General features: G+C 71.8%; 26 protein-coding genes. 15 read left to right on the top strand and 11 right to left on the bottom strand.

Annotated features, from left to right (window positions below; all coding sequences use genetic code 11):
- Nucleotides 1-118: 118 nt before the first annotated feature.
- Entirely contained in the window at nt 119-697 is a 579-nt protein-coding gene (locus tag HJC40_RS31970; RefSeq protein WP_250006859.1) for a DinB family protein, read from the bottom strand.
- Between the two features lie 68 nt (nt 698-765).
- Here HJC40_RS31970 and HJC40_RS31965 point away from each other — a divergent pair, with 68 nt between their 5' ends.
- The 5 genes from HJC40_RS31965 to HJC40_RS31945 all read left to right on the top strand — a co-directional run bounded on the left by HJC40_RS31965 (nt 766) and on the right by HJC40_RS31945 (nt 6134).
- Nucleotides 766-1152: a hypothetical protein gene (locus tag HJC40_RS31965; RefSeq protein ID WP_250006857.1), complete on the top strand. Its 387-nt coding sequence runs from the start codon at nt 766-768 to the stop codon at nt 1150-1152.
- Nucleotides 1153-1205: 53 nt separating this feature from the next.
- Nucleotides 1206-3893 carry an AAA family ATPase gene (locus HJC40_RS31960; RefSeq protein WP_250006855.1) on the top strand — a complete coding sequence of 896 codons (2688 nt, stop codon included), beginning with the start codon at nt 1206-1208 and terminating at the stop codon, nt 3891-3893.
- Between the two features lie 39 nt (nt 3894-3932).
- On the top strand, nt 3933-4739 hold the full coding sequence (locus tag HJC40_RS31955) for an alpha/beta hydrolase (RefSeq protein WP_250006853.1): 807 nt from the start codon (nt 3933-3935) through the stop codon (nt 4737-4739).
- A 42-nt stretch (nt 4740-4781) separates the two neighbouring features.
- Entirely contained in the window at nt 4782-5579 is a 798-nt protein-coding gene (locus HJC40_RS31950; RefSeq protein ID WP_250006851.1) for an alpha/beta fold hydrolase, read from the top strand.
- A gap of 87 nt (nt 5580-5666) precedes the next feature.
- A complete protein-coding gene (locus HJC40_RS31945) occupies nt 5667-6134 on the top strand; it encodes an SAM-dependent methyltransferase (protein WP_250006849.1) in 468 nt (155 codons plus the stop codon).
- Nucleotides 6135-6146: 12 nt separating this feature from the next.
- Here HJC40_RS31945 and HJC40_RS31940 read toward each other — a convergent pair whose 3' ends face one another.
- The gene (locus HJC40_RS31940) at nt 6147-6668 is read right to left on the bottom strand and encodes a DUF4262 domain-containing protein (protein ID WP_250006847.1); all 522 of its coding nucleotides are present in this window, start codon (nt 6666-6668) and stop codon (nt 6147-6149) included.
- A gap of 65 nt (nt 6669-6733) precedes the next feature.
- Nucleotides 6734-7630 carry an aldo/keto reductase gene (locus HJC40_RS31935; RefSeq protein ID WP_250006844.1) on the bottom strand — a complete coding sequence of 299 codons (897 nt, stop codon included), beginning with the start codon at nt 7628-7630 and terminating at the stop codon, nt 6734-6736.
- An 87-nt stretch (nt 7631-7717) separates the two neighbouring features.
- Here HJC40_RS31935 and HJC40_RS31930 point away from each other — a divergent pair, with 87 nt between their 5' ends.
- Nucleotides 7718-8416, top strand: coding sequence for a TetR/AcrR family transcriptional regulator (locus tag HJC40_RS31930; protein ID WP_250006842.1), 699 nt, complete (start codon nt 7718-7720; stop codon nt 8414-8416).
- Between the two features lie 17 nt (nt 8417-8433).
- Here the strand turns inward: HJC40_RS31930 and HJC40_RS31925 are convergent, their stop codons facing one another.
- Together HJC40_RS31925 and HJC40_RS31920 are read right to left on the bottom strand one after the other, a co-directional pair.
- Nucleotides 8434-9525: a DUF6461 domain-containing protein gene (locus HJC40_RS31925; RefSeq protein WP_250006840.1), complete on the bottom strand. Its 1092-nt coding sequence runs from the start codon at nt 9523-9525 to the stop codon at nt 8434-8436.
- 71 nt (nt 9526-9596) lie between these two features.
- Entirely contained in the window at nt 9597-12641 is a 3045-nt protein-coding gene (locus HJC40_RS31920) for a CHAT domain-containing protein (RefSeq protein ID WP_250006838.1), read from the bottom strand.
- Nucleotides 12642-12689: 48 nt separating this feature from the next.
- Here HJC40_RS31920 and HJC40_RS31915 point away from each other — a divergent pair, with 48 nt between their 5' ends.
- Both HJC40_RS31915 and HJC40_RS31910 read left to right on the top strand, forming a co-directional pair.
- Entirely contained in the window at nt 12690-13136 is a 447-nt protein-coding gene (locus HJC40_RS31915; RefSeq protein ID WP_250006836.1) for a hypothetical protein, read from the top strand.
- 50 nt (nt 13137-13186) lie between these two features.
- A complete protein-coding gene (locus tag HJC40_RS31910; RefSeq protein WP_250006834.1) occupies nt 13187-15241 on the top strand; it encodes a DUF6042 family protein in 2055 nt (684 codons plus the stop codon).
- Here the strand turns inward: HJC40_RS31910 and HJC40_RS31905 are convergent.
- Nucleotides 15238-15582, bottom strand: coding sequence for an STAS domain-containing protein (locus HJC40_RS31905; protein WP_284043992.1), 345 nt, complete (start codon nt 15580-15582; stop codon nt 15238-15240). The two genes, HJC40_RS31910 and HJC40_RS31905, sit on opposite strands and share 4 nt — an antisense overlap.
- Nucleotides 15583-15915: 333 nt before the next feature.
- On the opposite strand from HJC40_RS31905, the gene HJC40_RS31900 reads away from it, so the two are divergent.
- Complete coding sequence (locus HJC40_RS31900) at nt 15916-17721, top strand: SpoIIE family protein phosphatase (RefSeq protein WP_250006830.1); 1806 nt, start codon at nt 15916-15918, stop codon at nt 17719-17721.
- Between the two features lie 27 nt (nt 17722-17748).
- Nucleotides 17749-18432 carry a DUF4253 domain-containing protein gene (locus HJC40_RS31895; protein ID WP_250006828.1) on the top strand — a complete coding sequence of 228 codons (684 nt, stop codon included), beginning with the start codon at nt 17749-17751 and terminating at the stop codon, nt 18430-18432.
- A gap of 107 nt (nt 18433-18539) precedes the next feature.
- Here the strand turns inward: HJC40_RS31895 and HJC40_RS31890 are convergent, their stop codons facing one another.
- Complete coding sequence (locus tag HJC40_RS31890; protein WP_250006826.1) at nt 18540-19115, bottom strand: GIY-YIG nuclease family protein; 576 nt, start codon at nt 19113-19115, stop codon at nt 18540-18542.
- A 54-nt stretch (nt 19116-19169) separates the two neighbouring features.
- Here HJC40_RS31890 and HJC40_RS31885 point away from each other — a divergent pair, with 54 nt between their 5' ends.
- From HJC40_RS31885 to HJC40_RS31875, 3 genes are all read left to right on the top strand, one after another.
- Nucleotides 19170-20018, top strand: coding sequence for a carbon-nitrogen hydrolase family protein (locus tag HJC40_RS31885; RefSeq protein WP_250006824.1), 849 nt, complete (start codon nt 19170-19172; stop codon nt 20016-20018).
- A 52-nt stretch (nt 20019-20070) separates the two neighbouring features.
- Nucleotides 20071-20697, top strand: a complete 627-nt coding sequence (locus HJC40_RS31880; protein ID WP_250006823.1) for a hypothetical protein — start codon at nt 20071-20073, stop codon at nt 20695-20697.
- A 61-nt stretch (nt 20698-20758) separates the two neighbouring features.
- Nucleotides 20759-20959 carry a hypothetical protein gene (locus HJC40_RS31875; protein ID WP_250006822.1) on the top strand — a complete coding sequence of 67 codons (201 nt, stop codon included), beginning with the start codon at nt 20759-20761 and terminating at the stop codon, nt 20957-20959.
- Between the two features lie 58 nt (nt 20960-21017).
- Here the strand turns inward: HJC40_RS31875 and HJC40_RS31870 are convergent, their stop codons facing one another.
- Nucleotides 21018-21470: an SgcJ/EcaC family oxidoreductase gene (locus HJC40_RS31870; RefSeq protein WP_250006821.1), complete on the bottom strand. Its 453-nt coding sequence runs from the start codon at nt 21468-21470 to the stop codon at nt 21018-21020.
- Between the two features lie 205 nt (nt 21471-21675).
- Nucleotides 21676-22308, bottom strand: coding sequence for a hypothetical protein (locus HJC40_RS31865; RefSeq protein WP_250006820.1), 633 nt, complete (start codon nt 22306-22308; stop codon nt 21676-21678).
- Between the two features lie 329 nt (nt 22309-22637).
- On the opposite strand from HJC40_RS31865, the gene HJC40_RS31860 reads away from it, so the two are divergent.
- A complete protein-coding gene (locus HJC40_RS31860) occupies nt 22638-23222 on the top strand; it encodes a transglutaminase family protein (RefSeq protein ID WP_250006819.1) in 585 nt (194 codons plus the stop codon).
- 77 nt (nt 23223-23299) lie between these two features.
- Nucleotides 23300-23854: a hypothetical protein gene (locus HJC40_RS31855; protein ID WP_250006818.1), complete on the top strand. Its 555-nt coding sequence runs from the start codon at nt 23300-23302 to the stop codon at nt 23852-23854.
- Nucleotides 23855-23923: 69 nt separating this feature from the next.
- On the opposite strand, the gene HJC40_RS31850 is transcribed toward HJC40_RS31855, so the two are convergent.
- Together HJC40_RS31850 and HJC40_RS31845 are read right to left on the bottom strand one after the other, a co-directional pair.
- Entirely contained in the window at nt 23924-24622 is a 699-nt protein-coding gene (locus HJC40_RS31850) for a hypothetical protein (RefSeq protein ID WP_250006817.1), read from the bottom strand.
- Nucleotides 24623-24644: 22 nt separating this feature from the next.
- Nucleotides 24645-25322 (bottom strand): hypothetical protein, encoded by a 678-nt coding sequence (locus tag HJC40_RS31845; RefSeq protein WP_250006815.1) that lies wholly within the window; start codon nt 25320-25322, stop codon nt 24645-24647.
- Nucleotides 25323-25402: the final 80 nt, after the last annotated feature.

Raw genomic sequence — 25402 nt, 5'->3', positions numbered from 1 at the left:
GGCCAGGGCCGAAGCATAGTGGGGCCGGTGGGAGGGCGAGGGTGCGAATCGCCCGCGTATCCCCCTGGGTCCACCACGGACAGCCGGCATCCGGGCGTGGCCGGATGCTCGGCCGCCGTCAGGATTGCGGGCCGGCCGCCGCTCGGGCAGCTCGCTCGACCATCGCCCGGTAGGCCTCGCGCGCCGCCACGTCGATCTGCTCCTCGTACTCGGCCATCACCCCGGTCCGGCCGTCGAGCTGCTCCCGCAGAATGTCCGCTTGCCCGGCATGGCGGGTGGTTTCCTGAAGGACATGGACCATGATGGCGAACAGTTTGACCTCGGACCGCGACCACCACGGCACGTGGCCGGGCGCGTCAAGGGGAAGGCCGTCGATCGTCGCGTCCGCATGCGCCCAGGTGCGCCGATAGAAGTCGAGGATCTGCTCGCGGGTCTCGCCCGGGGCCACCCACAGGTCACTGCCGTCCGCGTCCTGCCATAGCCCCAGGGTTTCCGGAGACGGGCGGCCGAAGACCTCACCGAAATATCGGGCCTCCAACGTCCCCATGTGTTTCACCAGGCCGAGGAGGTTGGTCCCGGTCGCCGTCAGCGGACGCCGGATGTCGTACTCGGACAGGCCGTCGAGCTTCCAGACCAGTGCCTCCCGCGTCACCGTGAGCTGGCGGCGCAGATAGGGCTTCACGAAATTCTCGATCACGGGACCCGAGCTTGCCAGGCGACAGCAAGAGAGCACGACTGTTGTCGCCGGCGGTCACACTGGGAGCCATGACCACGGGAAGGATTCGTTCTGGCCAACGCGAGCCGGGGGTGGCCGGGCCACGACCCGGAGGATCCGTCGGCGGCCGATACGGCAGTCGCGGCGCGGTCGCCGGAGCCGTCGCGGCCTTCGGCCTGCTGCTCATCCTTGCTGTTTTCACCCTGTTCCAGTCCAGTCATCTGCTGTCGAACAGCTGCATCGGCGACTCGGGGCAGATGGTCTGCCCGTCGAGCGGTCCGGACTGGGCCCGGCCGCTGCCCGCGTCGGCGGTGATCGTGAGTCTGCTGGCCGGGCTCACCGGACTGCTGGCCGGCCGGCCGGTGCGGACTCCCGCGTTGATCCTCGGTCTCGTGCTGACCGTTTTCGGCCTCGTCGCCGGCCTGTTGCTGGCCTGACCGGGGCCGGCGCACCGGTCGCGGGGACCGGCCGGGTGCCCGATGATGGGATCATGGCGGGGGTGCTGGTCGGTCGCGAGCATGAGCTGCGCTTTCTCGGTGAGCTCCTCGACCGGGTGGACGGGGGCGGCGGCGCGGCCGTCGTCAGCGGTGAGGCCGGGATCGGCAAGTCGGCGTTGCTGTCGGCGGTGTCCCGGCAGGCCGCGAGCAGGCAGATGCGAGTTCTCACCACGACCGGGGTGCCGGGCGAGGCGCAGATCGCCTTCGCCGGGCTCGATCGGCTGCTGCGGCCCATCGCCGGCACGGTCGATCGGTTGCCGGCTCCGCAGCGTGCCGCCGTTCTGGCCGCCACCGGGCGCGGCGACGATGTGGTGCCCGAGCTGTTCCTGGTCGCCCTGGCCACCTTGAGCATGCTCGGCGACGCCGCCGCGCAGGCGCCGGTGCTGCTGGTCGTCGAGGACGCGCAGTGGCTGGACCGGGCGAGCGCGGAGGTGCTGCTGTTCGTGGCCCGGCGGCTGGACTTCGAGCCGGTCGTGCTGGTGGCCGCGCTGCGCGACGGCTTCGACGGTCCGTTCACCGGCAGCGGCCTGCCCGGATTGGCGCTGCCGCGGCTGGGGCGCGCCGAGGCCGAGCTCGTCGTCGACCGGGGGCTGCGGCCGGAGGTGCGCGAGCGGGTGCTGCGCGAAGCGGCCGGCAACCCGCTGGCGCTGGTCGAACTGCCCGCCCTCGTCGAGGCCGGCGGTCAGGGCGCGATGCTGCCGTTGACCACGCGGCTGGAACACGCGTTCGCGGCCCGGACGGCCGGCCTGCCCGAGCCCACCCGGACGCTGCTGCTGGTGGCCGCGCTCAACGACAGCGACGCGCTCTCCGAGATCGTCGAGGCGGCGGGCATCGTCGCCGGCGACCGGCTCGACCCTGACGACCTGGCCCCCGCGATCGCCGCGCGGCTGGTCGAGGCCGACGCCGAGTCGGTTCGCTTCGGGCATCCGTTGATGCGTTCGGCGATTCATCAGCGGTCCCCCATCGGCCGGCGGCACCGTGTCCATGCCGCCCTGGCCCGCGTCGTGGTGGACGACGACCGCCGGGCCTGGCATCGGGCCGCCTCGGCGGCCGGGCCCGACGACGCCGTCGCCGCCGAGCTGGAGGCGGCGGCGGTCCGCGCTCAGCGCCGGGGCGGCATCGCCGCCGGGACGGCCGCCATGGAACGCTCGGCCGAGCTGACCCGCGATCCCGTCCTGCGCGGTGAGCGGCTGCTGCGGGCGGCCGAGCTGGCGTTCGAGCTGGGCCGGCGCGACAGTGTGGTGCGGCTGCTGGACGAGGCCGACCGGGTGGGGCTGCCGGAGCGGCAGAGCCGGCGGACGGCGTGGATCCGCAACAGCTTCGACGACGGCGTGCGCGGCCGGGCCCGGGCGGCGGCCCTGGCGCAGATCGCCGGGCAGGCCGCGGGCGAGGACCCGGATCTGGCGCTGAAGCTTCTGCACGGCGCGGCGTTGCGCTGCTGGTGGACCGAGTCGGGCGACGAGGCCCGGCGCAGCGTCCTCGCCGCCGCCGACCGGGTGCCGGTGGATCCGGACGACCCCCGGCGGCTGGTGATCCTCGCGTACGCGTCGCCGGTCGAGCACGGCGGCGAGGTGCTGAACCGGTTGCGGCAGCACGCCGTGACCGGCGACGCCCGGGCCGCGCGGATGCTGGGCAACGCCGCCCAGGCGATCGGGGCCTTCGACCTGGCCGTCGGGTTCTTCACCGCGTCGCTGCACGATCTGCGGGTCCAGGGACGGCTCGCGTTGCTGGCCCGGGCGCTGACCCTGCAGGCCTGGTGCGGCGGCCGGCTGGCCGATCTCGGCATGGCCATCCCGGCCGCCGACGAGGCGTACCGGCTGGCCCGGGACACCTCGCAGCCGATGGTGGCCGCGAGCGCGCGGGCCACCCAGGCTCTGCTGGCCGGGATGCGCGGCGAGCAGGACGACGCGTACCGCTACGCCGCCGAGGCCGAGCGCGTGGCTCTGCCGGGCGACGCCCACGCCGTGCTGTCCGCCGTGCAACTGGCCCGCGGGGTGGCGGCGCTGACCGACGGCCGCCACGAGGACGCGTTCACCGAGTTGCGCCGCATGCACGATCCGGCCGACCCGGCCCATCACCCGGCGACCCGCTCCTACGCCCTCGGCGACCTGGTCGAGGCGGCCGTCCGCAGCGGGCGGGCCGATGAGGTCCGCGGCCTGACGGCCGATCTGGCGGCGATCGGCCGGCGTACGCCCTCACCGGCCCTGCACACCGGCCTGCGGTACGCGGACGCCCTGCTGGCCGACGGCGACCAGGCGCAACCGCTGTTCGAGGCGGCGCTGAGCTCCGACCCGTTGCACCGGGCCCGGGCCCAGCTGGCCTTCGGCGAGTGGCTGCGCCGGCAACGGCGGGCGGCCGAGTCGCGGGCGCACCTGCGGGCGGCGCGCGACACGTTCGACGCGCTGGGCCTGATCCGGTGGGGCGACCGGGCGCGAGGCGAGTTGCGCGCGTCCGGGGAGACCAGCCGACGCCGTACGGCCGAGGCCCGTGACCAGCTGACCCCGCAGGAGTTGCAGATCGCCCAGATGGCCGCCGAGGGCCTGACCAACCGGGAGGTGGGTGAGCGGCTCTACCTCTCGCACCGCACGATCAGCTCCCATCTGCACCGGATCTTCCCCAAGCTGGGCATCACCTCCCGGGCCGAACTGCGCGCCGCGCTGCCCGGGCATACCGTCACCTGACCCAAGCGAAGCGCTCGGACCGGCGCCTACGTTCGGCCTATGAGCGACATCGACACCCGCACCCCGGTCATTTTCATCCACGGACTGTGGCTGCACGCCACCTCCTGGGCCAATTGGACGGGCCTGTTCCAGGACGCCGGCTACCCGGCCTCGGCGCCCGGCTGGCCCGGCGAGCCGGACACCGTCACGCAGGCCCGGGCCCACCCGGACGACGTCGCCGGCCACGGCATCGACGACGTGGTCGGCCACTACGCAAAGATCATCGCCGGGCTGCCCGTCAAGCCCATCCTGATCGGCCACTCCTTCGGCGGCATGATCGCCCAGAAGCTCCTCGGCCAGGATCTCGCGGCCGCGGCCGTCGCGATCGACGCCGCCCAGATCAAGGGCGTGCTGCCGCTGCCGCTGTCCTCGCTGCGCGTCACCTTCCCGGTGTTCAAGAACGTCGCCAACCGGCACCGGGCGGTCTCCCTGACGGCCGAGCAGTTCCGGTACGGGTTCGGCAACGCGCTCACCGAGCAGGAGTCGGCCGGCCTGTACGAACAGTGGGCGATCCCGTCACCGGCGAAGCCCCTCTTCGAAGCGGCCGCCGCCAACTTCGACCCGCACTCGCCGGCCAAGGTGAACACGGGCAACGACATGCGCGGGCCCCTGCTGCTGATCATGGGTGGCCGCGACCACACCGTACCGGAGGCCGTGACCCGGGCCACCCTCAAGCAGTACCGGCACTCCCAAGCCGTCACCGACATCCAGGAGTTCGGCGACCGGGGGCACTCGCTGACCGTCGACCACGGCTGGCGTGAGGTAGCCGAAGCCTGCCTGTCCTGGCTCAAGCAGCAGTCCCTCTAAAGCTTTCCCGTCCCCAACCGACTGACCGAAAGGTGCTTCATCATGCCCAAGTACGCCCACCGCCCCGTCACCGCGGTCATCGGCGCGGTGACCGTGGCCGCTTCCCTCGCGCTGGCGCTGCCCGCCGACGCTGCCCCGACCCGACCCGCCAAGCCGACCATCGTGCTGGTCCATGGCGCGTTCGCCGACCCGTCGAGCTGGAACGGGGTCATCGAGCGGCTGCGCCGGGACGGATACCCGGTCCGGGCGGCGGCGACGCCGCTGCGGGGCATCGCCTCCGACGCCGCCTCCGTCAAGAGCCTGGTCGACTTCATCGGCGGCCCGGTGGTGCTGGTCGGCCACTCCTACGGCGGGGCCGTCATCAGCACAGCCGCGGCCGGTGACCCCGCCGTCAAGTCGCTGGTCTACATCGCGGCCTTCGCCCCGGACACCGGCGAGACCGTCGGCGCGCTCAGCGCCAAGCCGGTGCAGGACCCGATCGCTCAGCTTCCGCTCCAGCAGGTGCCGACCAGCCCGGGCAACGCGGATCTCTACATCGACCCGGCCAAGTTCCGCGGTGTCTTCGCGGCCGACGTCGACAAGTCCACCGCGGCGGACATGGCCGCCACCCAGGAGCCTCTGAACGCGGCCGCCTTCAGCGAGCCGGCCACCGTGGCGGCCTGGCGGACGATCCCCTCCTGGTATCTGGTCGCCCGCCAGGACAAGGCCATCGCCCCGGATCTGGAGCGTTTCATGGCCGCCCGCGCGAAGTCCCGCACCGTCGAGATCAACTCGTCGCACGTCGCCATGGTCAGCCACCCGGAGCAGGTGACCCGCCTGATCGAAGCCGCCGCCCGCTGACAACGCCGATCCCCGTGGTGTGCCGCCGCGCTCGTCGACAGGCGCAGCGGCACCTCCACGAGGACACCGTCGGCTAGCCTCCGGACTATGCCCAGCTTCGAGATCACCTCGATAGGTACGGTCCACAATGACCGGACGGACATCCAGAACACCGACAACTGGGGTGCGGTCCGCAGCACGATCACCATCGACGAGCGCTTCGGCGAGACCAGCCTGCAAGGCCTGGAGGTCTTCTCGCACGTCGAGGTCCTGTTCGTCTTCGACCAGTTCCCCGACGAGGGCGACTACCGCGAGCCACGCCCCTATCGCGGCCGCGCCGAGCTTCCCCCCGTCGGGGTCTTCGCCGGGCGCGGCCCGCGCCGGCCCAACCGCATCGGGGCGACGTTCTGCGCCATCGAGTCCGTCCACGGTCGCGAGTTGACCGTGACCGGGCTCGACGCGGTCTCCGGCACCCCGGTCATCGATCTGAAGCCGGCCCTGGCGGCGTTCCTCCCGGCCGATGTGACCCAGCCGGGCTGGATCACCGACTTGATGGCGGACTACTTCAAGCCGTAGGCGTTGCCGGGCTCAGACGTCCTGGGTCCAGACGCCTTGCGGGTGCTCGCCGGGCGGCAGCCACAGGTGCGGCTGGGCGAGGCTGCCGGTGTCCCACGGGAAGGCGCCGTCCCGGTCCGGCCAGACGACCTCGAGGAACGGGATCGGGGGCTGCCGGTAGAACCACATGCCGTGCCCGAAGAAGGCCCGGAACCAGGTCGGCTCGACGGCTTTCAGTTGCACCGGGTAACCCTTGACCACATCGTCGAGGGCTTCGCCGTCGGTGAGACCGTCGCGCTCGGCCAGGATCTCCAGGCACGACTGCAGGACGCCCAGGTCGAGCCCGAACATGGCCAGTTCCGGCTCACCGCGGCTGTGCCAGCGGCCGATCGTGTACGCCCAGCCCGGCCCCTGTTCGTCCGCCGGGACGCCGATGACGCTCCACCCGAACTTCTCCACGTTGGCGATCACGCCACGGTCGGCCGCGTCGTAGTCGTCGCGGTCGTCGTAGTCGTGACAGATGACGCAGCGGCAGATCCGCGAAGCTTCGAGCACCCGACGAGCGTAGGCGACCGCCGCCGCGTCCCGGTGAACGGCTCCTCCCCGGGACCCGACGGGGGTCAGTGCTCGACCACGTCGGCGAAGGCGTTCAGGCTAGACCGGTCGGGCTGGTGCAGCAGCGCCCCGGACTCGTCGGCCAGGGCGGTCAGGCGGGTGACCTCCTCGCCGGTCAGCTCGGAGGCCACGCCGGCGGCGGTCACGTTGGCGCGCAGGTGGTCCGGGTTCTTCGTGCCGGGGATGATCACCATGGCCGGGCTGCGGCGCAGCAGCCAGGCCAGCGCGATCTGGGCCGGCGTGGCGCCGAGGCGCTCGGCCGGGCCGGTCAGCTCGGGGTAACCGGTCAGTTGCCCCGAGGCCAGCGGGAAGTAGGGCACGAACCAGATGTCCTGAGCCTCGCAGTCGGCGAGAACGCCCACGCCGCTGCGGTCGAGCAGGTTGAAGCGATTCTGCACGGCCGCGATCGGCGTCATCCTCCGCGCCCGGGCGAGTTGCTCCGAGGAGGCCCCGGACAGCCCGATGCGGCGGATCAGGCCCTGCTCGCGCAGCTCGACCAGCACGCCCAGCCGCTCCTCCAGGTCCTCCTCGGCCGACGGCTGACCCAGATCGCCGCCGAGCCGCAGATAGGTCAGCTCGCTCACCTCCGTACCCAGGTCGGCCAGAGCCTCGTGCACCTGGGCGCGGATCTCAGCCGGTTCGCTGATCGTGGTCCAGCTGCGTCCGGGACCGCGCCCGGCGCCGACCTTGTTGCCGACGATCACCCCGTCCGGAAACGGCCGCAGGGCCTCGCCGATCAGGCGGTTGACGGTACGGGGGCCGTACGCGTTCGCGGTGTCGAAGAAGGTTACGCCCAGCTCGACGGCCAGGCGCAGCACCCGCCGCGCCGCCTCGGGGTCGTCCGGCATCCCCCACACGTGCGTCCCGGCGAGCTGCATGGCGCCGTATCCCACTCGGTTCATGGTTTCATCCCCTGCGTATCGGTGCCACGCCGAAATGCGTAGCACTGCCTGAACCAGTGATACGCCGAATGGCGTAGCATTGCAACCGTGGACGACAAACGGCAGCAGATCCTCGAGGTGGCAGCCCGGATCCTGGAGAGCGACGGCGCCCAGGCGGTCTCGACCCGTTCGGTGGCCACGGCCGCGGGGATCCGGGCCGCCTCGCTCTACCAGCTCTTCGGCGACATGGACGGGCTGCTCGCCGCGCTGGCCCGGCACGTCTTCGACCGGTATCTGGCCGAGAAACAGGCTCTCACCCCGACCGGCGACCCGATCGCCGACCTGCGCCGCGGCTGGGACATGCACGTCGACTTCGGGCTGCGGCACCCGGCGTTCTATGTGCTGATGTTCGGCACCGACCGGCCCGGCCGCCGCCCGCCGGCCGTCGAGCAGGGACGCGAGCTGCTGATCCACTTCCTCGACCGGGTCGCGGCGGCCGGCCGGCTGCGCGTGCCGCCCGCCGTCGCCGCCGAACTGGCCCTGGCCGGCAGCGTCGGCGTCACGCTCACGTTGATCGGCGCGGCCGATCCCGGCTCGCTGCCGATCAGCGACGAGCTGGGGCTCTCCGCGAGGATGCGCGACAGCCTCTTCGGGACCATCCTGACCGGCGCCCCCGCAGCCGCGGAACCCGGCCTGGCGCCCTCGGCTCTGGCGCTGGACGCCGCCCTGGCCGCCCAGCCCCCGCAGGCGCTGCGACCCGCCGAGACGGCGCTGCTGCGCGACTGGCTGCACCGGCTCGCCCCCTGAGCCGTCGGCTCGTCGCCTCAGCCGCCTTCGCTGAGGGACCGCAGAACCGCCGTGCGTGCGGCGGAACCGCCGAAGAGGCCGGGCACGGATCCGACCGGGCGCAGCGCGGCCAGCACCGCGTGCCGCGGATCCGGGTCGAGCACTCCGCGCAACGCCGTGACGAACCAGCCCAGCCTGTTGCCCTGTGTCCGTTCGGCGTCGCTGAGGCGATGCCGGTCAGGGCCGTTGAGGGAGTCGCCGGCCCGTTTCTGAGTCGTCAGCCAGTCACGGACGTGGTGCCCGAGCGGCGAGTCCGGCGTGACCCGCACCGCGGCGCCGCGGGCGGTGGCCTCCAGGACATCGGCCAGTCCTGGAGTGCCGTCCAGGCCCAGCAACCCGGCCAGCCGGGCGACCTCGGCCATCGCCACCGCCCGCTGGGTCCGCGGATCGGCGCGTTCGGCCGTGGCGACCATCTCCGCGCTGCCCGGCTCGTACGGGTCGGAGCCCAGGCGATAGCCCGGTCCGAGCGGTGCGACGAACCACGGCTCGATCCGCGCGGACAGGGCCGGACCGGCGAGCGGGTCCACCGGCATGGCCGTACCGGTGACGAGCTCAGCCAGAACCAGCGCTCGAGGACCGGCGGGTTCCCACGAGTCCTCGTCCGGCGCGAGCCCGTCCAGGCCGGCCTCGAGCAGCAACGGGCGAAGAGTGCCGGGGTCGGTGCCCCACATCCGGTCGTCGCCCGGGAAATCCGGATCGAAGCCGGCCACGGCGACGCCGTCGACGGCGTACGCGACCTGTGGCGACGCATAGTCGTGCCGGAGAACCGACAGGGCTTCCGTACCCCGCGACACCGACTCCAGCAGGTCCACGTCGGAGCCCTCGAAGCCCTCGGGCTCGATCACCACGGACCACGCCCCGAGAGACAGGGCGGCGGCCATCTGCGGGAAGCCCGCGTCGAAGTCGCCCATCAACTCGCCCAGCTCGGCCCCGGTCCGCCGGGCCGACGTGTCCGCGTAGCCGCCCATCCTCCGCAAAGCCTCGGCCTCGTCGACCCCTTTGACGAACGTCAGGCAGAAGATGTCACCGAGCTGGTCGTACAACGCGGCGGCTCGCGCGGGATCAACCATGCGCCGAGACTAATCCCGTCCCGAGGTGGCCGCGGTCCGAACGCAGCGCGGGCGGCCGCATCGGCGCGGTCTCAGCGGCCGAGGTGGGCGTACGCGGCCCAGCGGGTGGGCAGCCCGGGGTAGCGGTCCCGCAGCTGCCGTGCCGTCTCGTGCAGGGCGACCGCGGCCCGCTCGGCGTCCGGGGGCGAGCCGGTCCGCCCGTAGAACAGCCGCGCCGTCTCCGCCGCGGTGCCGTCGGTCACCCGCCACAGGGTGCCGATCACGTGCGGGAAGCCGGCCAGGTGGAACGCCGTGCCCAGGTGCAGGACCTCGGCCGCGGCGACCTCGCTGCTCAGCACCGTCTCGCAGGCCGACAGGAACACCAGTTCGCCGTGCGGCGCCTGGTCGGCCAGCAGACTGCGTACGGTCAGTCGGCCGTCGTCCAGGTGCAGCGCGCTGTCCGCCGGGGTGGCCGGGTAGCTCGTCGCGTGACAGGCGACGTGCAGCCACCGGCTGGTGCGCAGGGCGGCCCGGACCCGGTCGCGGGTGGCCTCGCCGGCCGGGATGCGGACCGCCCCGGGCACGGCCTGGAGCAGGCGGTCGACTTCGGCGGTGACGCCCGTGAGCGACGTCTGGCCGGCCGTCGCGCCCACCGCGACCAGCGGCGCGTCGCCGCTCCGGGCGGGGCTGCGCAACAGCGTGCGTACGGTCGGGGCGTACGAGGAAACGGCTTGATCGAGCACCACCGCGTGCAAGGGCAGAGCGGCGAGCCTCCCGGTGGGAATCCACCAGATCCGTTGCGGCGTCTCCAGATGCGCCAGCACCGGGGCGGCGACGGTGGCCGCCAGCCAGTCGAGCACGTCCCGCAACGGCTGCTGGGCCTCCCCGGTGGCTTCCGGGTCGGCCGGGCTCAGCTCGGCGAACGGCAGGGCGTCGAGGAACCGAGTCACCCGGTCGTGCACGGCCTCCGGCGTGAGCCCGGGCAGCGCGACGGCGGCGACACCGGCGCCGGCGAGCACGAGCGCGTGACTGCCGAACCGGCTGACGTTCACGGTCACCACCGGGCCTCGGGCGGCCGCGGGGAGCAGCTCGGCGATGGTCACGGGGGCCAGGAAACCGGCACAGCCCGGCAGGCGGCGGATGCTCGCGACCGTACCGTCCCAGGCCTTGACCAGCGCCCGTCGGCGGTCGGCGGAGCCCGGAGCGTCCTCGTGGCCGGGGTCGGCGGCGGCCAGCTCGTCGCCGATGCGGCGGAGCTCGGCGAGCAGCGCGGGCGCCCGGTCCGGAGCCGCGGCCAGCACGTCGCCGAAGTCGTCGCGGGCCTCGAGGACCCGCCCGATCAGCAGGCCCCGCCCGCGTTCCAGCAGTTCGAGCGCGCGCTCCGGCGATCCGGCCCGGACCGCGACGGCGGCCGCGTCCGAGGCGAGGCCCGACCAGCGGGCGACCTCGCGCAGATGGTCGTCCGGCGGCAGGTGACGCCCGGCCAGGCGAGGGAGAAGATCCACGGCCTGCTCGTACGCCGTGGTGGCGAGCGTCCACCGCCCGGCGCCCGCCGCGGTGTCCCCCAGCAGGGTCGCCGCCTCGAGCCGCGATCCGGTGGGCGACGCCTGCTCGCCGGCGGTACGGCCCAGCTGCTCCAGGGCGTCGTCGAGGTCGGTGTCCCGGCCGGTGTCGCGCCAGCGCAGGACCAGGGCCATGCCGAGCAGGAAACGGTGGGTGGCCCGATGCGCCGGCTGGTCCCCGGGAAGCTCCGCCACCAGGGCGCGGGACTGCTCGATCAGCTCGTCGCGGAGGGGGGCCTCGGGAAGGGCGGTGAACCGGCCGGAGAGCGCGTCGACCAGATCCTCCAGCAGCTCGACACGGTGCCGGTCGTCCCCCGCGGCGGCCCGGGCCGACCGCAGCCAGGCGATCTCCTCGTCGGCTTCGCGGGCCAGTTCGAGGTCGGGATGCGTGTGGGCCCTGCGCTTCGCGGCCAGGACCGAGTAGCCGAGCCCGAAGAGCCGCTTGAGCGTGCCGGACGGCCGGGCGCCGGGGCCCTCCTGCCGGCCGAGGTACCAGCGCAACGTGTGCGCGATGGAGGCGTCCTCGGAGCTGCCGGTGAGGTCGGCGCGCAGCCGCAGGGCCCGTTCGAGCGTACGAGCGCCGGGACGGGCCGGCGGCGGTCCGCTCGCCGCCGAGACGCGGTATCCCAGCTGGATGGCCTCGTCGAGATCCCGGTACTGCCGGCCCGTCTCGAACCGGTGCAGCAGCATCGTGGACAGCCGGGCCAGCAGTTCGTCCCGCTCGTCGACGGCGACGGCCGTGTCCAGCGCGATGCGCAGCGCGGCCACCGCCGCATCGAGGTCCGCATCGGCCCCGGCCCGGTCCTGCTCGGCCCGGCGGCCCAGGGCGGAGCCCAGCAGGCCGAAGGCGGCCACCCGGTGCGCCGAGGCGCCGACGGCCTCCGCGGCGCCCTCCAGCGCCTCGATCGCCAGGTCGAGCGCCACCGTGGAACCCTCGGCGTCGTACCGGTCGATCTGCCGCAACGAGAGCGTGATGAGGGCGTCGATGATCTTGCGATGCGCCTCGTCGCCCGGCGCCGCCCGGACCGCCGCCTGCCTCAAGGCACGAACCAGAACGACCGAGTCGGTCGCGGCGGGAGTTGTGCGCAGCAGGAGCGCGATGGATTCGGCGGCGTAGTCGAGGTCAGCCTCGCGCACGGCCAGATCCACGGCCCGCGCCTGAGCCGTCACGGTTTCGCGCGCGGCTGCGGGGTCCTGCGGCACAGCGATGCACCGAGCCTGGAGGGCCTGCGCCAGGTTCGCCCACAGTGGATACCGATCGGGCCCCTCGGGAAGCGAGCCGATGGCCCTGCGGTACAGAGCGATCGCCCGCTCGAGGTCCTCGGTCCCACCGGACTGCCCGAGCCGCTGGAAGGCCCGCAGCTTCAGGGCGTAGGCCAGCGTCTCCCACAGTCCGACGGCGAGCTCCGGGTACAACCAGCGCGACGCGGCCGCCGGGCCGAGCGAGTCGATGAGCTCGTCGAGCAGCGCGGGCGGGAAATCGTCCGCGTAGTCGTCGAGCAGCTCCTCGGCGGAGCGCCGCAGGGACGCCACCGCGGCGTTGATTTCCTCGATCGCCTCCGGGGCTGCCGCCATGGCCGTGAGTATCACAGACGTTGTGCGGACTCTGCGACAATCAGGCCCATGGATATCCAGGGTGCTGCGGCACACCCAGCGACGCCCGAGCCCGGCCACGGCGACGTCCGAGGCGGCGGCGACCTGCTGCTCGGCCTGCTCACCGGCTCGGCGCTCGCCCCGTTCGTCCAGGCCCTGGCGACCAAGGCCGGCGAGGACGTGTACGCCAAGATCCGCGCCCTGCTCGGCCGGCGCCGGGCCGCCGCGCCGCCGCCCGAGCCACAGGCACCGGTCGTGCTGGCCGACTCCGGGGTGAGGGTCGTTCTGCGGGTGCCGGCCACCCTGGCCGGCGGCACCGTTGCCGGGCTCCCGGCCGTGCGCGTCCCGCTCGACGCCGGCGATCAATGGGTGCTGGTGGAGTACGTCCCGGACTCGGACGCATGGATCACCCGGGTGATCAGCGGGCCACCGCAGGAAGCGATCGAGGTCGGCGGCGGCGGGACGCCCGCTTCGTAGGTATCAGCGATCCGCGCTCGACGTCTTGCCAGTCTTGTTACGTTTCCGTCGTGCGCGTGTTCGAGGCCGACGGTTACAACCCGGAGTACAGCATGCTCGTGCTCCGCGACCCGGCCGGATACGAGCCGGCCGGCCCCGACCCGGACGATCGCGAGCCGGCCGGAACCTTCGCCGGGGCGGGAATCGGGTGGCTGTCCGCCCTGACGAACGGTCGTAGTGACGCGCTGCGGCTCGAAGCACACGACGACCGACCGCCGGCCGGCGAGCCGGGGTTCGACGACGTGCTGGAGACGCCGTTTCACGCGATCACCGGCCGGCTGTCGCTGACGTTCATGACGGCAGGCACAGACGGACCGGTCCATCTCGAGCTGGGCGGCGGGGGCACCTATCGCGTACGGGTGGCGCGGCGCGCGGGCGACGCCGGTGGCGACCGTTGGCTGCTCCAGTTCTGGCCCGACCCGTCGCCCGCGCCGCCGGTGTGGCAGGTGCGCAGCCGGCCCGCCGAACGAGGCGGCAACGACGGCTGGTCGAGCGAGCTGCCGGGGCCGGTCATGGACGTCAGCCGCATCATCGGCGCCACCGCCGTCGCGCTGGGCCGGGCGGTGAGCGTGGACGACGTCGACGAATGGACCCGCGCCCACCGGCGGCACCCGTCGGAGTGGCTCGACGCCCCGCTGTGGCGGTTGCCTCGCGAGCCGCAGGCCACGGGGCACGCCGACCGCGACCGGCTGCTCACCGCCCAGCACGCCAAGACGCTGGCCTGGATCGCCGGAATGCAGCGACGGCTCGACGACATCGCCGCCGAGCTCGGCGTGCCGCCGGTACGGGGCAAGCGCGATGTCGTGCCGCTGCTGGCCGCCGCCGGGCTCCTGGTGAGCGACGACGCCGGCCGGTACAGCGTCGGGCGGCCGCAGCGGGTGGACACCGTGTTGTCGTTGCGACCCGAGCGGGTCCGGATCGTGCGCGCGTCGGACGCCCGCAGCCGCTATCAGGAACTCGCACAGGACGTGGCAGCTGTGCTCCGCTGGACGTCGAGGGCGGAACTCGACACAACGCCGGCCGAGCTCGCCGAACGCCTGCTGGTGCCCGAGGCGCAGCTGCGCGACGTCCTGGACTACGCGGAACAGACCGGAATGCTGCACACCGACCGCGGCCCGCGCCTACGGCTACGACCCGGTCCGCGCCCGCCCGTCGAGCCCACGGGCGCGAAACGCCCCTCCGAACCCGTTCTGCCGATCGGAGCACCCCCGCGGACCGGGGTCGTGACCGCCGACGGCCTGGTGGTCGTGTGGCGCGACGGCGACCGGATCGAGCTCGCCCACCTCGGCGCCGCCCCCTGGACCCGGGCGCTGGAAACCGCCTACGGCATGCTGATCCTGTCCGACGACCGGTTCCCGCGGCTGGTCGGCCCGACCGGTGACGTCCGGATACTCGACCGGACGATCCCGCTGGACGCCGCCCTGCTGGGGGACGGACGCCGGCTCGCGATGGCCGACGGCTCGCACCGGCTGCGGCTGGTCGACCTCTCCGGCGCGCGGCCCGACACGCAACCGTGGCCCACGGACCAGCCCGTCACCCTGCACGGCATCCACCGCGACACGATCTACTTCACCGAGCTGCGGACCCGTACGACCCTGCGGTGGACACCGGACAGCGAGCCGCAGCCGTGCGGGCACCCGGTCGAGCACGTGGACCCGTACAGCGGCACCTTCAGCTGGCTGACGCCCCGGGGCGTGATGGTCGCCCGGCCACCCGGTTCGGCGGTGGACCTTTCCGTCGATCAACGTGTGCGGCTCGCTCCCGGAGGCGACCACGTGTGGCTCGTGACGTCCCCGCCGGCCACGCTCACCCTCTGGCCGGTCGAGCCGGGCCCCGAGGTCCGATCGTGGGCCCTCCCCTGGCCGGACGACGACACGCCCGACCCGATCTGGGAGGACGCCGGGCACCTGCTGGTCACCGGACCAACGGAACGAGTCGACGGCGAACTCATCAGCGGCCTCCGGCTGTCCGTCCGCGACGGCACACTCGAACGGCTGCCCGGCGCCGGCCCCACCGGGCAGACACTGCTGCTGTCCGAACCGTGGGTCACGACCAGCGAGAGTTAGCGCTGGGTTTCCGCGTCCGACCGTGGCGGCGAGAGGATTTCCAGCATTCCGGCGATCTCGAGAATGCGCCGCACCGCGTGGGTGGAGTTGACGACGGTGAACCGGCCGCCGCGGCGTTGGGCGTGCTGGAAAGCGGTGATCAAAGCGCCCAGGGCCGCCGAGTCGAGGAAACTGACCGAACAGAGGTCAGCGACCAAGCGTACGTTTTCGCCGGTTTCGAGCAGGTCGCGCAACAGGACACGCAACGCGTCGGCGCAGTAGAGATCCAGCTCGCCGGTCAGGACGATCACCGTGGAGCCGTCGTCGTCACGGTGTGTCGTGTATGACCAGAGCGGTGTCATCGGAGAGCTCACGTACGGGGTCCTTCCGTGCCGATGGCATCGGAAGTCCGACCGATGACGGTGCGCAAAGCGCGACCACGCAGCCATAGTGCCCCGGACAGCAGCACATTAATCCGATTGCCCGGGCCGGCCCGAGTCGATCTGCCCCCCAGGCTTGCTGACCCGGCAGTTCGTGAACCTATACTTTCCCTCCGACAATAATGCTGGAGGAGTCTGCGGCCCTTCCGGAGAAGGTTGGATCGATGGCCTCGCCCGCACAGTTCTCGCACGCGCAGTCCTTGCACGCGCAGTCCTTGCACGCACAGCCGGCCGGGACCGCGGAGCGGCGGCCCGGTGACCGATAGCAGCCCGCCGAACACGCCGGGACGGCTCGACGCGCTGCGGCGTACGGGGCTGACGGCCGCGGCCGATCCGACCTTCGACCGATTCGCCGCCATGGTTTGCAACGTCCTCGGGGTGCCGGTCGCGCTCGTGTCGCTGGTCGAGCAACACCGGCAGATCTTCCCCGGCGCCCGCGGGCTGGCCGACCCCTGGGACCGGCAGCGCCAGACACCGTTGTCACACTCGTTCTGCCAGCACCTTGCCCTCACCGCCGAGCCGCTGGTGATCACCGACGCCCGGCAGGACCCCCAGCTGAGCGACAACCTGGCCATCGAGGACCTCGGGGTGGTCGGCTACGCCGGGATGCCGCTGACCGACGCCGACGGAACGGTCCTCGGCTCGCTGTGCGCGATCGACACCGAGCCGCACGCCTGGACGACCCGGGAGCTCGGTCTGCTGGCCGATCTCGCGGCCGCCTGCTCCGACAGCCTGCGCCTGCGGATCGCCACCAGTCACGCCGAACTCGGCGAACAGGCCGCCCGCGCCGACGAACAGCGGGCTGCCGCCGCGTTCAGCCGCAGCCAGATGTTGCTCCGGGCCACCACGGTCCTGGCCACCACCAGTTCCGTCGGTGACGTCGTCGACGCGGTGCGGCACCTGGTCACCAACACCCTCGACCCCGCGTACGTCGGGGTGTCGCTGCTCGACGGCCCGCGCACCGTCGCCCTCTCCAGCGGTGACGCCCTTCCGCCGGAGGTCGCCGGCCGGTGGAACCGGTACCCGCGCAGCGCGACCACACCGTCCGCCCTGGCCATCAGCAGCGGCGCCACCGTTCTGCTCCCGGACTTCGCCGCCGTCGCCCGCCTGGCGCCCGACGCGGCCGCCACGTTCACCGACCTGGGCTGGCAGTCCGCCGCCAGCGTGCCGCTACCCGGGCCGCTGTCCCCGATCGGCGCCCTCACCTTCGCCTGGAAACAACCCAACCCGCTCGACGCCGCCGAGCAGACAGTGCTCGCCGCTCTCGGTGGCTATGTCGCCCAGGCGTTGCAACGCGCCGAAGTCCTCGACGACCGGCGCACGGCCGCCGCCATCATGCAGAAGGCTCTTCTCACCGAGCTGCCGCGGCACGCCCGGATCCGGATGGCCGCCCGCTATCTGGCGGCCACCCACGCCGACCACGTCGGCGGCGACTGGTACGACGCCCTGCACCTCGACGACACCCGCCTGGCCCTGGTCATCGGCGACGTCACCGGCCACAACATCCACGCCGCCGTCGCCATGAGCCAGCTCCGAAGCCTGCTCCGCGCCCTGCTCGTCGACCGCCAGGAATCACCGTCGGCGGTCCTGCGCCGGCTCGAGCACATCATCCGCGCCGTCGGCAGCACCAGCCTGGCCTCGACCGTCCTCGCCTACGTCGACTCCACACCGGCCGGCACTCACACCCTCACCTGGGCCAACGCCGGACATCCACCGCCCCTGCTCCGGCTGCCGGACGGAACCGTCGAGCTCCTCGGCGGTTCCGGCCCGCTGATCGGCGCCGTCCGCAACGCCTCGCGCCGCACCCGGACCGTCGACCTGCCGCCCGGCAGCACGCTGCTGCTGTACACCGACGGACTCATCGAAGCACGCGACACCACCATCGACGACGGCATCGCCGCCGTGGGTGAGCTGCTGGCCGCAACCGGCGACCACGACCCCGACCGGTTGGCCGACATCCTCCTCCGGCCGGGCGCCGCCTATGAGGACGACGTCGCTGTCCTGGTCGTCCGCATCCCCGGCACCGACCATCCTGACCGGAGTTCGTCCGTCACCTCCTGAACGGCTGCGACCCCTATCATCGAGCCGGTGGACACCATCTTGCGAGCGGCCGGGCTCGAGTCGTACCAGGCGGAGCAGGTGCGCATTCACGACGAGACCGTCATCGCGGTCCGTCCGGCCGGTGACGCACAGCGGTTGCTGCGCTCCGCGCGCGCCGCTCTGCCGGACCACAATCCGGTCCTGCTTCTCGAGGAGGAGGCCGTCCTGGAGCCGGACTACCACCATGACCGCAGTCCCAGCGACCTGATCGCCTGGGCGCGGACGGCCGACGTCGATGCCGAACTGGCTCGTCTGCCCCACTTCACCTGGTGGGCGCACGACCCGGAAGTGCTCGGCACCGGTGACGAGGGCTTCCACCTAGACAGCTACGACGTGGCCCGTTTCGGTGAGCCGGAACTGCTGGTCATCCTGCCCCGCCCCGAGCCGTGGACGGCGTTCGCCTATCTCAACCCGTACGGCGGACTGAACACTTCGGGAGATGTGCTGCTCGCCGCGGCCCGCCGCTGGCACGAGCGGTACGGCGCCGCCCCGACCACGATCGGGCTGGCCAACGGCTTCACCGTGCCCCGGCCACCCACCGACGTCGCCGAGGCCGAGCGGCTGGCGGTGGAACACGTGGCGATCGCCGGGCTGACCGCACGGACCAGAACGCGGGCCTACGCCCGGGCGCTCCTGCAGCTCGACCGATGGTGCCTCTACGACCGTCCGTGAACGCTCCGGGTCATCGGTCGTCCTCCGGGCCGTCCTCGATGTACCCCGTCACCGGATCCACGATGTCGAGGAAGGACCGGATCTCCTCCACATGCTCCTGGCTTCGGTCACGGCTGGACCGGGGTGCTCGAGGCGTTGTACGCGTCCTTGGCCGCGAGCACGGCCGGCTGCAGGTGTTCGGGATCGACGCCGTGCACGTTGAGCGGCGGATGCAGGCGCCGGACCAGGTCGGCCTCGACGGGTGCCGGCTCCGGGTCCTCGGCCCAGGTCAGGCGGAGGTGCGCGTGCATCCACGCGGTCAGCCGCTTCTCGTCCTCAGGAACCAGGACCACCCGATCGGTCCACACCGTCCGATACCCTTCGGCCATCAGCAGCCCGGCCAGGGTACGGCGCAGGGTCGAGCTGCCCGAACGCCTCAGATGGTTGCGCACGATCCGGCCCCGCAAGCTGGTGGCCCGGCCGAGATACAGCAGCCGGAGCGACGGGACGCTGCTGTTCGGCGCCCCGGGCAGCTCGGAGAAGACCGAGGGAGCGGCCCACCAGGCGTAGACCCCGCTGCCACGGCTGACCCCTTTGGCGGCGACATCGAGCGTGACCGGCACGCCGGACAGGAGCCGCAGCGCCTCCTCGGTCCGGGCCTGGTCGCTGGGCATTTCGTCGGGTCGCGCTCCGGCAGTCGTCATCGGCTCCATGCTAGCCAGGCTTGCGGGGGCTCCTTTTCTCGGTACGGTGCTGTGGTGGGAACGGCGGGGACGATTCGCATTGCTGTCGCACAGACCGAAGTCACCACGGATCCCGGCGCGAACGGCACGGTGATCCGGGCCGCGATGCGCGAAGCCGCCGAACGCGGGGCACGTCTCGTGCATTTCAGCGAGGGCGCCCTTTCTGGCTATGTCGGCCCCGCGAAGGCGTACTACACCGGCTGGCGGATCGACTGGGCCCCGGTCGCCCGGGAACTGCGCGCCACGATGGCGTTGGCCGCGCAGCTCGGCGTGTGGGTGGTGGTCGGCGGTAACCACCGCTTGTCCGGCGGGCACCGGCCGCACAACTCGCTGTGGGTCATCGACGACCGCGGCGAGCCGGCCGACCGCTACGACAAACGGTGGGTGTCGCACACCGAGATCACCGGCTTCTACACGCCCGGCGACCACGTCTGCACCTTCGAGGTGGACGGCTTCCGCTTCGGCTGTCTGCTCTGCATCGAGGTCAACTTCCCGGAGCTCTGGATGGAGCAGCGGGAGCTCGGCGTCGACTGTGTGCTGTTCTCCACGTACTCCGAAGACCCGATCTTCGAGGTCATCGCCCGCGGTCACGCTGCCGCGAACAACTACTGGGTGAGCATCGCGGTGCCGACGTCGTGCGCAGCAGCCGGGGCGTCGGCTGTGGTCGGCCCGCACGGGTACGTCCTCGAGCGTGCCCGCCCGGACGCCTCCGCGGTGATCTGTGTCGACCTCGACCGCGACGCCCCAGCCCTCGACGTGGCGCTGAACAAGGCCCGCCCGTGGCGAGAAGCCGCCCGCGCCGGGCACATCTATGCCGCCCACCGGGTCGACGACCCCCGCAGCACCGACCGGACCAGCATCTGACCGCGCCGCGCCGGCATGTCGCCGACGCGCTGACCCCTGTGGACGGTTGGCGATGGCCGAGGTCGGGTATGGCGGGGCGACACGAGTGGGGTGGATGGGTGTGACTGAAACAGACAAGAACGCTGAGCTGTCGGCACTGCGCCGAACGGCGCAACAGCGTACGAAGCGAAGACTGGTTCTCGCGACTGCTGTCGTGGTCGGCTCCGCCGCACTGGGCGCGAGCGGGTTCGCGTGGGGAAAGGCTTCTGACGCGCCGGTCACGTCGAGGCTGCTGGTCGCGGCCGGAGTCGCCATCGTGATGGCCGGCATCTTGTGGATCATCTGGGCCGTGCAGAAGCGGGTGAGGAACGCGCCCTTGATGATGGGGGCGGACAAGGCGACCCAGCGGGCAGTCCGAGCGGCCCTCCGGCGGGGACACACCGCCGACCCGAACGTCGACGCCCTGACCCGAGACCTGATCGAGCGGTCTCACACTCCGCGCTGGACGCCGTACCTGTATCCCCTGTTGGCAGCGTTCTTTGTCGCACTGCTGTTCATGGGTGACCGGGACGCCGAGGACGTGATCCGCACGGCGGTCGCTGTCGTCTCGTCACTGATGGTGGGCGGGGCCTTCTGGCTCCACCTGCGCCGCTTGCACAACTACCGCGGGCTGGCCCCCACCACCCCGCAAGCCGACTGAGCCCTTCATCAGCTTGTCAGGCGTTCGTACGCTGGTCGCACCCGACGGTGAGGATCTCGGAATGGGACGGTCGACCCGCGAGTGCCCGGACTGCCGTCGCGACGTGCGGGGCGCCTTCGAGAAGACGATCACCGGGCGAGAGGTGTGTCCGGACTGCGCGACAGCCCTCTCCATGGGATCGGCCGCGGGCGCGATCACCGGCATCGGCTCGGGTTACGGCGTCTGGGCAACGCTCATGCGGAAAATCCGCCGTTCCGGCTGACCCGAGGATTCCGGCTTGAGCAGCGACTCGGTTCGCACACGTGCGCCGACGCGAGCCGTCAACCGCCGTTCTGGAAGATCGGCCGGCTCGCCGCCATCGCTGACAACTCGTCGGCGGGTGAGCTCGTGTTCTGGCAGGCGGTCAGCAACCACCGCCCGTCCTCCTTCGCCATGACCCATAGCGGAGTTCCCAGATCCGGCCCGTCCGGGGTCTGGTAGAACTGGCGGACCTTGACAGCTGCGACATCGTCGCGAATGAACAGGATGTGTTCCAGCTCGAACGTCACCGTGGATCCTTGCATCCCGCCGGGCAGAACCTGACGGGTGAACTCCGAGATGGCGTCGAGCCCGAAGAGACGCTTGCCGCCGCCCGTGGTCCAGACCGCGTCCGTCCGGAACAGACTGAGAAACTCATCGGGCAGCTCGTTGTTCTGCGCGTGCTCGACTACGGCGATCACCTGGCGAATCGCAGCGGTGTCGCTGGCCCGCTCGCGTTCCTCTGCTGTCTGCATAGCCGTACGTTAGAAGCTGAACCACGGTTGAGGTCAAGACCCAGCGGTGACCCGCGGCTCTGCCATGATCACGACATGAACGGGCCATACCGACCATCTGCTCTGATGACGTCAGGCCGGCCCGCGAAAGACGCGGCGACCCACCGGCGGGCATCAGGGGGACATCAGCGGCTCGGAAGACCTCCGGGTGGCAGCATCGGGCCTTCTAGGGAGGCGGGGTGGGGTTGCGAGTGTCGCTTTCTCCGTCGACGCGGTCGTCGGGGTTCGCGGGCCAGGCTTCCAACGAGGGTTCGGCCAGGATGGCGTCGATGCAGGCGGCGCTCGCGCCGACGTACGTGCTCACCAGGTCGATGTCAGTGGCGACACACCAAGCGCGGTCAGCGGGCCACCACAGGCTGGGACTCTGCTCGAACGGCGCCTGCGCCATCGAGACGGTGGCGGCGTCACTCAACGACCCCCGCAGCACGAGCATGGTGCGGCCGGGCATGGCCAGCGTGGCGACACGGTCGGGCGGCACGGCAGGCGCGCCGATTCCCTCCCACACTGCGAAGAAGCAGTCATCGGCCGCGGTGGTGAACCGTTCCAACGCTGAGACGAGGTGCCGGGCCTGCGCCGTCGGCAGCGAGCCCGGCGAGGGCGGCTGATCGAACAGTCCCGGCTGACGACCGCTGTAGTAGGAGTCCCACGAGCCGGTGAGAGCCACCCACTGCATGCCGGCGTGGGCTTCCCGCCCGATGGCCGCGGCCACCGTGGCCCACCGCACCTCGACCGCGTTCTCGTCAGCGCCGAGGTATGCGGGATGAAGAACTCGCGCGTACGCCGCGAACCCCGCCGGCACGAGCGATCCGACCGTCAGCCCACTGCGCACGCCTTGGCCGACCCAGCCCGCTTCGCCTGCTTGATCGGCTGAGACAGGCCGCAAACTGCCGAGCCCTCTGCGCCCCTCCATGACGTTCACTGTGCCCGAGAAGCACGGGCGAGGGGTGCGGTTGCCCGGAACAGAATTGAACGGGCGGGCAGATCAGTTCGCGTCGCCCCAGCTGTGTCGCGGAAATGGGGGCGACAGGTGCAGCGCGACTGCGGTGAGATAGTGCCCTTGCTGGAAGCAACGGATTGCGGCGCGATGGCAAGCTTCGGCCATGGCAAGGCGCATGAGGGGGGACAGCCGTGCAGCTGATCGCGGGCGACCCGGTGGAATACCTGGACGGCGACACCATCGTCGAGGTGGACCATCCGGCAGTACGGGCGCTGGCCGGTGAGCTGCGCGCAGCGCACCCGGATGACGTCGACTTCGCGCGGGCGGCCTACGAATGGATTCGTGACCGGATCCGGCACTCCGTGGACGCCCAGGATCCGCGGATCACCCTCACGGCCGGCGAGGTGCTCGACGCCGGTGTCGGCCTGTGCTTCGCCAAGTCGCACCTCTTGGTGGCGGTGGCCCGGGCCGGCGGCGTTCCGGCCGGCTTGTGTTACCAACAGCTGACCGACGGCGGGGAGCCCTTCCTGCACGGCCTCGTCGCCGTACACCTGGAGGGCCGCTGGCATCGCCAGGACCCGCGCGGCAACCGCACCGGCATCGACGCCCAATTCCGGCTCGGGCAGGAACAGCTGGCCTACCCGATCGCCGAGGGGTCGCCGAGCCTTGATCTGCCCGAGGTGCGCGTGCATCCTTCGCCCAACGTGATCGCGGCCCTGCGCGGCGCCCGGGACGCCCTTGAGCTTTGCCGCACCGGGTTACCCACCACACCCTGACCCGCAGGCGCACAACCGATCCGGTTTTCGACAGCACTGTCGGCGCGGGCATCCGGCCACGATGTCTGAGGTGGAGGGTGACCGGGTATGGCTTCGCCATGGCCAGCAGAACTACGCCCGAGTCGGTGGAGGCACCCGCCGACGACGCCGCATTGTTTCGGGTCTCGCGGGTGCTGAGCGTCGTGCGGATGTTCGGGATCATCTGGCTGATCTATCTGGTCACTCAACCGCTGGTGCGGCTGGCCCTGGGTGTGGATCGCGATCCCTGGGCGGTCCTGCTGCTGCAAGGAGCGATCTGGAGCGCCTTGGCCGCCGTCGGCATGGCTTTCTGGCCCCGCTCACCGTTCCATACCTGGGTGCGGATTTCCGGCGCAGGGTTGGAGCTCAGCGCCGCCGGCAGTGACCCGATCCTCTTGCTCTGGCCCGATGTCGCCTCCGTCGAGGTGAAGCGGCAAGGGCTGCGAAGCATTCTGCGGGTCACGCCGGTCGAGATGAGCCGCGTCCAACGAGCCGACGTGCACCATGGCCTTCCTCGAATCCGCGATGGCGCGTTCACGGTCGATATCGGACTTCTCCAGCCAGGTGTCGATGTTCTGCGGCGCGCTGTAGCCGCCCATACCGCTCACGCATGAGCAACGGCGCGCAGCCGGGGCGCGTGGGTATTCATGGGATTGTCCCGCCGCGAGGTAGGCGGTTCAGGTCTATGCGGCAGCCGCATCGGGCCTACCCGGCCGAACGGCCGGCTCGGGCGCCGATCGGACCAGGATGATGCTGTACGCCACGATCCATACCAGCCAGAGCAGCCACCCGGCGAGTCCGAACAGCGCGAGAGGGTTGACGCCACCGACGCCGTACGGGCTGGTCGTCGCGGTGACGAAGAGCAGCGTCGCGGCGAGCAGGCCGAGGCCGGCGTGCCATCGGGCTGTGCCGCCGGTGCGAAGGCCGAACAGGGACAACCCGAGCAGTGCGGTCGCCAGGAAGACCTGATTGAAGCCGAACAGGGCGGTGTACAAGCCCCAGAGGCCTGCGACGTCGCTGTCGTGCTGGGTTGCGGAGATCAGTGCGAGGCGGGTGGCTTCGACGCTGGCGAAAACGACCGATTGCATGAGCACCCCGGCCAGACCGACAATCGACCACGGGTCCGTCCGGGCCTGCTCGTCGCGTCGAAGGCAGGCCCACACCCCGACGGCGAAGATCGTGGCCAGTAACCAGGCCATCGGCAGCAGTGCCGAGGCCAGGCGGAGTGAACCGGATCCGGCGTCGAAGACCGTGCTGATCTCGTCGAGGGAGGCGGCTTCGGACGGGGTGGGAAAGCCCGCCATGGTCAGCAGCAGGTTCGCCACGATGAGGACGACGACGAACCCCATGCCGGCGATGCCGGCAAGCCGAGGGAAGCTCACGGCTGTCTCCTTCGATCGGGCACTACGCCGACGCGTGGACGAGCCGGTGGACGGCCGGCAGGGCGCGCATGCCATGGGCGTCGAGCGTGGCGCGTACGAAGCGATGGAAGCTCGGCCGCGCGAGTTGTCCGGCCAGGAACCGGATCGGTCCGGCCGGCAGGCGCGCGTAGTTGACGAGCGCGAACGACGAGGGTCCGACGGGCCGCAGGGCGGTGGAGTTGTCGACTCCGGTCTTGGTGGTGTACCAGCCGGTGACGGAGCGCCAGACTGCTTCGGCGTCGGTGTCCGGCGCGGCGGTGAAGTGGTTGAAGAGGAAGGCGCCGTCGGTTCGGGCCTCGGTGTCGCCGATCCGGGCCACGTTGACGCCGGCGAGAATGGGCTCGCCGGCGAGGGCCGCGACCTCGTCACAGGTGCGCACCGTTTGCAGGTGGTCCACGCGCACGGTACGGATCAGCATGGCGAGGTCGTGCCGCGGCGCGCCCGGCAATGGCGGGATGAACACCGCCCGGAAGATGTGGACGGACTTGACGTCCTCACGGCGCAGGAGGGCTGGGACGTCCTGCACCAGTTGTGCCGCCGCCCGTTGCCGGCGCGGGGTGCGGGCGTAGACGGGTAACCGTTGTGCGGGCTCGGCCTGAAAGCCCAGATAGATGAATCCGTACGGTTCCGGCTCGGCGAACTGGGGCGGCGGATAGGCCATCATGCGTCCTTCGGGATCGACGGTGGACGGTGGTCAGTAAGCGATGGCGGTGCGGTCTGTTCACGAGCTTCGGCGGCCGT

This window comes from Actinoplanes sp. M2I2 (assembly GCF_023544445.1).
GTDB lineage: Bacteria > Actinomycetota > Actinomycetes > Mycobacteriales > Micromonosporaceae > Actinoplanes.
This window is presented reverse-complemented; position numbering and strand designations above follow the sequence as displayed.